The organism is Phocaeicola coprocola DSM 17136 (assembly GCF_000154845.1).
Classification (GTDB): Bacteria; Bacteroidota; Bacteroidia; order Bacteroidales; family Bacteroidaceae; genus Phocaeicola; species Phocaeicola coprocola.
Map to the genome: position 1 here is coordinate 19,518 of NZ_DS981474.1, position 10,708 is coordinate 30,225.

Genomic DNA, 10,708 nt, shown 5'->3' on the forward strand with positions numbered 1-10,708 from the left:
AAGCTATGAGAACATTTAGTATGATGAAATATATAGTAGGAGGAATACTTCTTAATTCTGTTGTAGCATGTGTTCCTCTTGACACAGAACCATACGACAGAGAAACTGATTTAAGTTTTTGGGAAAAAGAGGGTTCTGCTTTATATGCATTAAACGCATGTTATCCTACCTTGTATAGTGCGGAGGAGGTATTGTATGCCGATGCTATGACAGATAATGCATATACAAAAGTACAAACAGGGTTTAATCAGTCTATAGGAAATGGTAGCTATTCTACTGCTTATCCTTATGTAGAATCTGTCTGGGATAGTCGTTATGCAGGAATCCGTGTATGTAATCAATTACTGAACAATATTGATAAAGTTCCTGGATTGAGTGAGGAACTTCGGAACAGATATTGTGCTGAAGCTATGGTAATTCGGGCTTTTCATTATTTTGAGTTGTATTCTCGTTTTGGTGATGTACCCTATTTTACTAATGTTATAACAATTGAAGAATCTCAACAGCTTCCTAGAACCAGTAAAACTGAAATTATAGCAAATATTTTAGGAGAACTAGATCAGATTATCGATAATGATTATTTACCGGCTTCTTATAGTTCTAGCGAAGATAAAGGACGTATTACCAAATGGGCTGCTATGGCTTTAAAAGCACGTATATTACTTTTCGAAGGCCGTTGGGAAGAACTTAAGAATGTAACTTCTACTATAATGACTCAAGGTGGTTTTAACTTGTTTAATAGCTATAGTGGTTTGTTTGAAGTTGCTAATGAAAATAATGAAGAGGTAATTTTAGATCTGCAATATCTGTCGCCGGACCGTGAGCATCAAACTCAATATCAGTTCTTGCCTCCGACTTTAAAAGGCTATGCTCAACTTGCTCCTTTAAATGAACTTGTACAGTCATATATAACAGACAATGGCAAGGCTATAGATGAAGCTGGTGCTAATTATGATCCAGCTAAACCTTTTGAACATCGTGACCCACGTTTGGCTGCTACAATCTGCTATACGGGAAATAGTTATATTTTGCCAGATGGAACGACACAAGTTATCAATTGTGACAAGGGAAGCAATCCAGATGGTTACGGATTTAGTTCTAATTGTTCACCAACTGGGTATTATATAAAGAAGTACTGGGATAGAACGTACAGAGATAATTTGTATTCGGGATTGAATATTATTTTGATTCGTTATGCTGATGTTTTACTTATGAATGCTGAAGCTTTAGTCGAATTAGGTGAATTCTCCGAAACAGACTGGAATAAAACAATTCGTCCGCTTCGTGTGAGAGCTGGATTTACAGATGAACAGGCTCTGAAATTTCCAGGAGCATCTGCAGATTTGAGAGAAATAATCAGACGGGAGCGTCGCTCTGAGCTTGCATTAGAGGGCTTGCGTTTGAAAGATATCGTACGTTGGCGTATAGCAGATAAGGTAATGAACGGCTATTGTCACGGTATTTATACCGGTGATGCAGTTGGTACAGATGATGGGTATGTAAGGGTTGAAAATAGAGTTTTCGATGCAGATAAGCACTATTTGTGGCCTATACCTCAGAGTGAAAGAGATTTAAATCATAATTTGACACAAAATCCTAATTGGTGATAAATATGAAAACGATATATATTTTTTTTATTGTCAATATTGTTTTTGACTGGATGTTCTGAAGATTATAAGCTCGATGAAAGTTTTACTTTGCCTACAGAACTGTCTGGACCAGAAGAGGTTGCTATTGATTTACAATCTTCTGAAAATATCGTGTTAACATGGAATGGAGGTGCTAATGATGGCGGAGTTTTATTATATTCTGTGCTGTTTGATAAAGGAGATGGGAACTTCTCTGAACCCATATATACTTCTCAAAGTGATTTTGGTGCTACCCGCCAGCTTACATTAACTCATGTTATATTGAATAAAATTGCTCGCGAAGCTGGATTGAAGACTGCTGAAACAGGTAAAGTGAAATGGACAGTGGAAGCTTCTCGTGGAGGAGTAGTCAGACGTTCACAAGAATGTGGAGAAATACTGATAACACGTCCGGCAGAAGAAATCCCAGAACAATTATATCTGTTGGGGTCAGCTACAGAAAACCAGGGAACAGCTCCTGTTCCTTTCCGTAAAGAGAGTGATGGTATTTTTGTTATCTATACGAAGCTGAGCTCTGGAAATATTTATTTTACTGATGCTTTAGAGGATGGTGTAAACTATACAGTTGACAGTTCTGGAAGATTAATAGAAGGCGATGAGGCCTATAACGTTGAAGCGGAAGAAAATGTTGTTAGATTAACACTGAATTTTAATGCTAAAACTATTTCTAAAGATATTATCTCGGGAGTGAGAATGATCTGGGGAGCAACTTTTGACGTAATAGCAGATATGCAGTATGTTGGTAATGGATCCTTTAAGAAAGAAAATGTCAATATCAAATTTGTAGATCCTAATGATCCTACTACAAATCCTCCTTCTTGGCTTACATGGGTTGAAGAACGTTACTATTTTATATCAACAATAAATGGTGCCGATGTTTGTTGGGGAAGAGGAGATAATGTCTCGGCTGAACAACCTGGTGAGAGTGAACCTGCAACTTTCTATGAATTACATGAGTTTGCATGGAGCCAGTGGGATCATCTGTGGAAAATGAGTCATTCTTTGAATAAGAAAACTTGTACTGTAACGATTGAAACAAATGCAAATAATATGATGATTCATTCGTTCTCTGATGTGAAATAATAGATAAAATACGATTATATATCTCGGAGGATTACATAAATCCTTCGAGATATAAAAATAAATTATAGTAGATAAGTATATGAAAAGATTTATATATGTAAGTGCTTTGGCACTCTCTTTATTTTGCTCCTGTGAAACAGGTGTTGAAGAGTGGAATCCTACAGGTCCTCAAACGCCTCCTCCTTCTCAAGAAGTTGTAGATTATGCAGCAAGAGGATATGAAGTTTTTGAGTTGGTCCAAGAATATTATAAGACAGGTAATTTGTATCGTGAGAATTTCCCGGTACAGTCAGGAGATGGTACTTATTCTTTTTTGTGGCCTTATAATTGTTTGACTACCGGAGCTGCATTTCTTACTGACTTGGAATATGATGTTGATTATAAGACATTGATAGATGGCTTGTCATATTATTGGATGGAAAGCAATGGACAACATCAGGTGGCTGGATATGGTTCTAGCACTGATGGAACGGCAGGAAGGGCGGATAGATTTTACGATGATAACTCCATTGTAGGAATTAGTCTGTTGGAGGCTTATGAACGTTTAAATGATGAGGCCTATCTTAATCGTGCTGGACAAATTGTAGATTTCCTGAAATCAGGGAAAGATGATATTTTCGGAGGAGGCATATGGTGGAATGAATCTTTGAAAAATGTAGCAGGAAATGAAAGTTCTAATAAACCTGCTTGTGCAAATGGTTATGCTGTGCAGTTTCTTTTAAAGTATTATGAAGTTTGTCCTCAAGAACGCAAAGAAGAAGTATTAGCTTTTGCTAAAGAACTTTATGAGTGGATAAAAACGAACTTGAGGGATAATACGGATAACTGTTATTGGAATAGTAAAGATGCTTCAGGTACAATCAATAAGACTAAATGGACGTATAATGTAGGTGTTATGATTCAGAATGGTGTATGCTTATACAAGATTACAAATGATGAAAATTATCTGAATGAGGCAAAAGCATCGGCTCAAGGGGCATATGGCGTATTTGTTCGTTCGGTGAATGGTATAGGATTAGCGTATCCAGATCATGATCCGTGGTTTAATACAAAATTATTAAGAGCCTATATTGATATTGCACCTTATGATCCGAATGTAAAACAGTATATAGATGTATATGCTAATTATATCAATTATGCATATGAACACGCACGTACTCAGGAAGGCTTCTTTTATGAGGACTGGACTGGTAAAGATCCTAAAAGAGCATCTCAGTTATTGATGCAGGATGCTGTAATTGAATCTTATGCAGTATTAGCTTTATATTATAATAGTCAGTTATGAGAATAATGAGATATCCTATTTTTTTTGTGTCTGTATTATTTCTTTTGTCTGCATGTAATAAGAAACAAACAAAAGAAACGCCTTATATGGATAGGGCTGAAGAATTATTTCAAAATGTATGGAGTAAGTATCGAGTACCTCAATATGGACTTTTTGCTGAGCATTATCCCAATACTTATAAACCGGATTTGACATATTTTCAAGATTCTACTCATAAGGCGCAAGAAACTTCTTATTTATGGCCGATGAGTGGAATATTCTCTGCTGTCAATCTTTTAGCAGAATATAATCCTGAAAGGTATGCCAGTTATCAGGACTCTATGGTTATGGCTGTAGAAAAATATTATGATGATAAACGTATTCCAGCTGGATATCAAGCCTATCCTGTCCAGTTTAAAAAGGTCGACCGTTATTATGATGATAATGGGTTGGTTGGAATAGATTATATAGATGCTTATTTTTCTTCAGGAAATTCTGCCTATTTGGATAAAGCGAAGGAAGTAATGTCTTTTATCATGAGTGGCTGGTGGAATGACTGGGGAGGAGCTGTTTCATGGTTGGAAGGACATAAAGACCAAAAGCCTGCTTGTTCTAATGGAAAAGCGACAGTTCTTTCATTAAAGTTGTATGAAGCTACAAAAGATACGATGTATTTGGAGCAAGGAAAGCGCTTTTATAACTGGATGCTGGAACATTTGGAGGATGATTCTTTACATATTATCTGGAATTCATTGTTGACGGAAAAAGGTGAAGTACAAAAACATGCTTATACTTATAATACCGGAACGATGATTCAATCAGCAGTTCGTTTGTATAAGGCAACTGGTGATAAACGTTATTTGAATGATGCTGAGAGATTGGCAAAAGGTAGTTTTGCTTTCTATGTAAAGTATATGGATAATGGAGTTCCTTATATAAAGGATTTACCTTGGTTTGTTGTTGTGCTATTCCGTGGGTATCAGGAGTTATATGAGGTGAACGGCAATTCGAAATATATTGATGCTATTATTGAATCTGCCGATTGGGCATGGAAGCATGCTCGTGATAAAGCAGGATTAATATATAATGACTGGACAGGAAATTCTCAAGAGTATGATAAACCTAAATGGTTATTGGATGAATCATGTATGGTCGAACTTTATACTCGCATTGCTTTAATCAAAGGTGAAATAAAAAAATAATGATATGAATATTTTAAAAAAATTATGTATTGGAATAGGAGTTTTGTGTCTGGCATCTTGTGCTTCGCGTACTCCTGTTGCTCAGGAAATGGAATTAACGCAGCATGTGCATCCTAATATAGGGACAGTACATAGTCGCTGGTTCTTTTATACTCCGGCTGCCGTTCCTTTTGGAATGGCTAAATTGGGGGCTTCTACTAATGGTACATATGGTAATGAACAGGGATGGGAAGCTGTTGGATATGATGAAACTCATACATCGATTGATGGATTTCCTTGTATGCATGAATTTCAGATTGGAGGTATACTGTTAATGCCTACAGTTGGTACAGTGAAGAACATTCCGGGTAAACTGGAAACACCTGATGAGGGGTATCGTTCACGTTTTGATAAGAAGGATGAATATGCAACGCCCGGATACTATTCTGTTTTATTGAAAGACTATCAAGTAAAGGTAGAACTTACAGCAACAGAGAGGGTTGGTTTTCAAAGGTATACATTCCCTAAGTCTGACAGTTCACATGTGATAATGGATATTGGAAACAGATTAGGAGAAAGTGGAAATGTACGAGATGCTTATATTAAGCAGGTTGATGAATCTACTATAGAAGGATATGTTGTAACAGAACCGGAATATGTGAAAAAGTATCAGGCAGGTGCAACTGTGCCTATGTATTTTTATGCAAAGCTGAGTCAATCTCCCAATTCTGTAAATGTTTTATTCAGAGGTAAAGATCTTATGGAAAAAACAGAGATAAAGGGTGCAGGAGCTATGATGGTATTAAATTATGATACTTCTAAAGATCAGGTCATAGATCTTAAAATAGGACTATCTTATACATCCATAGAAAATGCTAAGCTAAATTTGGAAAAGGAGGCTGAGAATCTGAGTTTTGACGAGGCAAAAGCTTTAGCTAAGGAAAAATGGAATGATGCATTAAATCGTATTGTCGTTTCTGGCGGTACTGAGGAAAGCCGAATTAAATTTTATACAGGATTATATCATGCGTTGCTGGGACGAGGCTTAGCTAGTGATGTCAATGGAGCTTATCCTAAAAATGATGGATCAATCGGACAGATTAAGCTCAAACAAGATGGTACCCCTGAGTACAATCATTATAACACTGATGCTATTTGGGGAGGATATTGGAATCTGACAAATCTTTGGGCTATTGCTTACCCGGAATATTATAATGATTGGGTACAAAGTCAGGTTATAATGTACAAAGATGCAGGATGGTTAGGTGATGGTATTGCTGCAAGTAAATATGTGTCAGGAGTAGGAACTAATATGGTTAGTATAGCTCTGGCGGGTGCTTATAACAGCGGCATTCGTGACTTTGATGTAGAAACGGCTTATCAGGCGGCATTGAAAAATGAACTGGAATGGAAAGGGCGTATTGAAGGTGCTGGAAAGATGGATGTCAGACAATTTGTTGAAAGAGGATATGTTCCTTATAATAACGATGTTTTCTTTGGAACTCATGACAAAGGCTCCTCTTTTTCTGTTTCGCATACATTAGAGTATAGTTTCAGTGCTTATGCTGTTGCTCAATGGGCTAAAGTATTAGGAAAACAAGATGATTATAAACGTTTAATGGAGCTGTCTACTGGGTGGGCAAAATTATTTGATGATGAATCTAAGGTTGTGCGTCCCCGTGTAGAAAGCGGTGAATTTATTGATAATTTTAATCCATTGGAACCTTGGAGAGGCTTTCAGGAAGGAAATGCTGTCCAATATACTTTTTTCGTTCCTCAAGATCCAGAGGGTTTGATTCAGCGTGTTGGAAATGATTTGTTTAATAATCGTTTGGATTCAATATTTACAGAAGCCCGTAAATCTATATTTGGAGGTGGAAAAGTGACTTATGCTTTTTCTGGCTTACAGAGTCCTTATAATCATGGTAATCAGCCAAATCTTCATATTTCATGGCTTTTCAATTTCTCTGGAAAACCTTATCTTACCCAAAAATGGACGCGTTTGATATGTGATGAGTTTTATGGAGTTACAGGTGAACATGGTTATGGATATGGACAAGATGAGGATCAAGGACAGCTTGGTGCATGGTATGTATTAGCTGGTATGGGGTTATTTGATGTTCAAGGAGGTGTCTGTGATAAGCCAACTTTCCAAATAGGAAGTCCATTATTTGATAAAGTTGAAATTAAATTAAATCCTCAATATGCAAAAGGTAAATCTTTTGTTATAGAAGTAGAGAATAATACTCCCGATGCTTATTACATTCAATCTGCCGAGTTTAATGGAAAACCATTAAATGATTGTTGGATATATCGTGAGGATTTCTTTAAAGGGGGAACTCTGAAATTAAAAATGGGAAATACGCCAAATGTTGAATGGGGAAAGGATGTACTTCCATATTATGGGAAATAAATATTTTATTATTTGTTGTTTGCATGGCTAATTTATTCATAATTAGCCATGCAAGCTGATTAATTTACTTATGAAAAACAGTTCTATAATAAAAGTAATTCCAGTACTTGCTGCCTTTTTTGTTATGGGCTTTTGTGATATAGTCGGTATTTCTTCCGATTATATGCAGACAAGTTTTGGTTGGTCGTCTACGATGACAGGATTCGTTCCGTCGATGGTGTTTATCTGGTTTCTTTTTCTAGGAATACCTGTTGGGAATAAGATGAATAAATGGGGGCGAAAAAATACCGTACTCATTAGTATGCTGGTGACAATTGTCGGTATGTTTTTGCCGTTGATTGTTTATAGTAGTGTAACTTGTATCATTGCTTATATCTTGTTAGGCATAGGAAATGCCATATTGCAGATTTCTCTTAATCCATTGCTGAATAATGTGATACGGGATCAGCGTATGCTTACAAGCAGTTTGACTGCCGGGCAGGTTATTAAGGCTATTTCTTCTTTGGTTGGTCCGGAAATTGTATTATTTGCTACATTACGTTTTGGCTCTGAACATTGGTATTATTGCTTCCCAATATTGGGGGTGATAACTTTGTTTTTTGCACTTTGGTTGATGTTCACACCTATAAAGCGGGAACAGAGTGTTTCGGAAACCATTTCAATGGCTGATTCGTTTTCCTTATTGAAGGATAAAATCATTTTGATTTTGTTTTTAGGAATCTTTTTCATTGTCGGAGTTGATGTTGCCACCAATTATATTAGTTCAAAACTTATGGCAGTTCGTTACGATTGGAGCGCCGAACAAGTCAAGTTTGCTCCTCAAGTTTATTTCTTGAGTAGAACAATTGGAGCATTACTTGGAACATTTTTGTTGGCAAGAATATCAGGAATACGTTATTTCCGCGTAAATATTATTGCATGTGCAGCTTCATTATTGCTTTTGATGTTTGTTGATGGTGCTACACTGAATTTATTATGTATTGGTGGAATCGGATTTTTTGCCTCTTCTGTTTTCTCTATCATTTATTCCTTGGCTTTTCAAGAATGTCCTTCAAAGATGAATCAGATTTCCGGTCTGATGATAACTGCCGTTGCCGGTGGTGGGGTTGTAACTCCTATTTTAGGATTTGCAATTGATTTGGGAGGAATTACGGCAGGATTATTCGTTGTCTTGCTGTGTGTTGCATACTTGATGTATTGTGCTTTTGGGATAAAGGTAAAAAAGGTTAGTTAATTAAATTTTTGCCATATAGGCAAAATGGGATGAAGATTAAGGCTCTGATATTTTTTATATTGGAGCCTTTTTTTATTGTTGTTTATGAAGGGAAATATCTTCTCCCTTCTAAGTTTTCAAGAGAACCTCATCATGTTTATTTATAGAGTTCCGGTTTAGAGCGCCACGAGATTCTTAAATAGCATGTTCATCGGACATGAATGGTATATTTTTACGTGAAGAAACAGTGCCGCTTTGTGTATTTCCGTCATTGCTGATAATCAGCCTGTTCATTACCCTGAAAAAAATATGCTGTAATTTTAAAAAAAGAAGGTGTATTTTAGGTGAAAACATGCCGTTGTTTTAATGAAGAGAAGGCGTTGTTTTTCCATTGTGCCGCTTTTTGCGGATAATGCGGTGTGTTTTCCTTCGCGCACATGCGCCCGCCCGCGCAATAAATATTATTGTGCATGTTTTCCTCCTCCTTCTGCGTCCGGTAAAAAAATATGCCGCGTAACATAGCTGTTTTCCAGTGTCTTACGAAAAAACTTTCAGGAAAAGTCAAAAAAAAGTCGTGTAAAAGTTGGAGTTTGAAAAAAAGTGCGTAATTTTGCACCCGCTTTCGAGAGAGAAACGCGCTGAAGCATTGACAGAGTGAACGTGAGGTTTCCGGTTTTTCGGTTGTTGCCTTGTATCTTACCTTAGCGGTGCTAAGGGAGCGAGAAGGGCTTGCGGTTCCGGTTTCTGACCGCTGGAAAATTTTTTCGAAAAAAACTTCGAAAAAATTTGGTGGTTAAGAAAAAACCTCTTACCTTTGCAAACGCTTTCGCTAACAAACGGAAGCTTAGAAATAAGAGATAGTTCTTTGAAAGACTTTAGATAAACAAACGAAATGTAGTACAAGCAGTAGTCATGTGATATATATATATAATGTGTATCCGTGATGAAGTGATAAAACCGTCAATCTGATTAAATAATCAAGAAATATTCGGTCACCTGAACAGAGATAAAGTACTCGCAAGAGTGAAAAGATATTTTACAATGAAGAGTTTGATCCTGGCTCAGGATGAACGCTAGCTACAGGCTTAACACATGCAAGTCGAGGGGCAGCATGAACTTAGCTTGCTAAGTTTGATGGCGACCGGCGCACGGGTGAGTAACACGTATCCAACCTTCCGTTTACTCAGGGATAGCCTTTCGAAAGAAAGATTAATACCTGATAGTATGGTGAGATTGCATGATAACACCATTAAAGATTTATTGGTAAACGATGGGGATGCGTTCCATTAGGTAGTAGGCGGGGTAACGGCCCACCTAGCCTGCGATGGATAGGGGTTCTGAGAGGAAGGTCCCCCACATTGGAACTGAGACACGGTCCAAACTCCTACGGGAGGCAGCAGTGAGGAATATTGGTCAATGGGCGAGAGCCTGAACCAGCCAAGTAGCGTGAAGGATGAAGGTCCTACGGATTGTAAACTTCTTTTATACGGGAATAAAGTTTCCTACGTGTAGGATTTTGTATGTACCGTATGAATAAGCATCGGCTAACTCCGTGCCAGCAGCCGCGGTAATACGGAGGATGCGAGCGTTATCCGGATTTATTGGGTTTAAAGGGAGCGCAGACGGGAGATTAAGTCAGTTGTGAAAGTTTGCGGCTCAACCGTAAAATTGCAGTTGATACTGGTTTCCTTGAGTGCAGTTGAGGCAGGCGGAATTCGTGTGTAGCGGTGAAATGCTTAGATATCACGAGACCCCGATTGCGAAGGCAGCTTGCTAACTGTACTGACGTTCATGCTCGAAGTGTGGGTATCAAACAGATTAGATACCTGTAGTCCACACGGTAACGATGATACTCGCTGTTGCGATTACTGTCAGCGCAGCGAGCATTAGTATCCCACCTGTAGC

The 10,708-nt window shown here is 37.6% G+C and carries 7 protein-coding genes and 1 rRNA gene; 7 read left to right on the forward strand and 1 reads right to left on the reverse strand.

Annotated features, from left to right (window positions below):
- Window positions 1-5 precede the first annotated feature (5 nt).
- From BACCOP_RS09020 to BACCOP_RS09045, 6 genes are all read left to right on the forward strand, one after another.
- The gene (locus BACCOP_RS09020; protein WP_040311977.1) at window positions 6-1,607 is read left to right on the forward strand and encodes a RagB/SusD family nutrient uptake outer membrane protein; all 1,602 of its coding nucleotides are present in this window, start codon (window positions 6-8) and stop codon (window positions 1,605-1,607) included.
- Between the two features lie 39 nt (window positions 1,608-1,646).
- Entirely contained in the window at window positions 1,647-2,732 is a 1,086-nt protein-coding gene (locus tag BACCOP_RS09025) for a SusE domain-containing protein (protein ID WP_007568470.1), read from the forward strand.
- A 79-nt stretch (window positions 2,733-2,811) separates the two neighbouring features.
- On the forward strand, window positions 2,812-4,017 hold the full coding sequence (locus tag BACCOP_RS09030) for a glycoside hydrolase family 76 protein (protein ID WP_007568472.1): 1,206 nt from the start codon (window positions 2,812-2,814) through the stop codon (window positions 4,015-4,017).
- Window positions 4,014-5,198, forward strand: coding sequence for a glycoside hydrolase family 76 protein (locus BACCOP_RS09035; RefSeq protein WP_007568474.1), 1,185 nt, complete (start codon window positions 4,014-4,016; stop codon window positions 5,196-5,198). Before BACCOP_RS09030 ends, BACCOP_RS09035 begins: the two co-directional genes overlap by 4 nt.
- 4 nt (window positions 5,199-5,202) lie before the next feature.
- Complete coding sequence (locus tag BACCOP_RS09040; protein ID WP_007568476.1) at window positions 5,203-7,590, forward strand: GH92 family glycosyl hydrolase; 2,388 nt, start codon at window positions 5,203-5,205, stop codon at window positions 7,588-7,590.
- 70 nt (window positions 7,591-7,660) lie between these two features.
- Window positions 7,661-8,824: an MFS transporter gene (locus BACCOP_RS09045; RefSeq protein WP_007568478.1), complete on the forward strand. Its 1,164-nt coding sequence runs from the start codon at window positions 7,661-7,663 to the stop codon at window positions 8,822-8,824.
- A gap of 319 nt (window positions 8,825-9,143) precedes the next feature.
- On the opposite strand, the gene BACCOP_RS21100 is transcribed toward BACCOP_RS09045, so the two are convergent.
- Entirely contained in the window at window positions 9,144-9,323 is a 180-nt protein-coding gene (locus tag BACCOP_RS21100; protein WP_040311979.1) for a hypothetical protein, read from the reverse strand.
- A gap of 518 nt (window positions 9,324-9,841) precedes the next feature.
- On the opposite strand from BACCOP_RS21100, the gene BACCOP_RS20790 reads away from it, so the two are divergent.
- Window positions 9,842-10,708, forward strand: a 16S ribosomal RNA gene (locus BACCOP_RS20790); the annotation flags it as partial.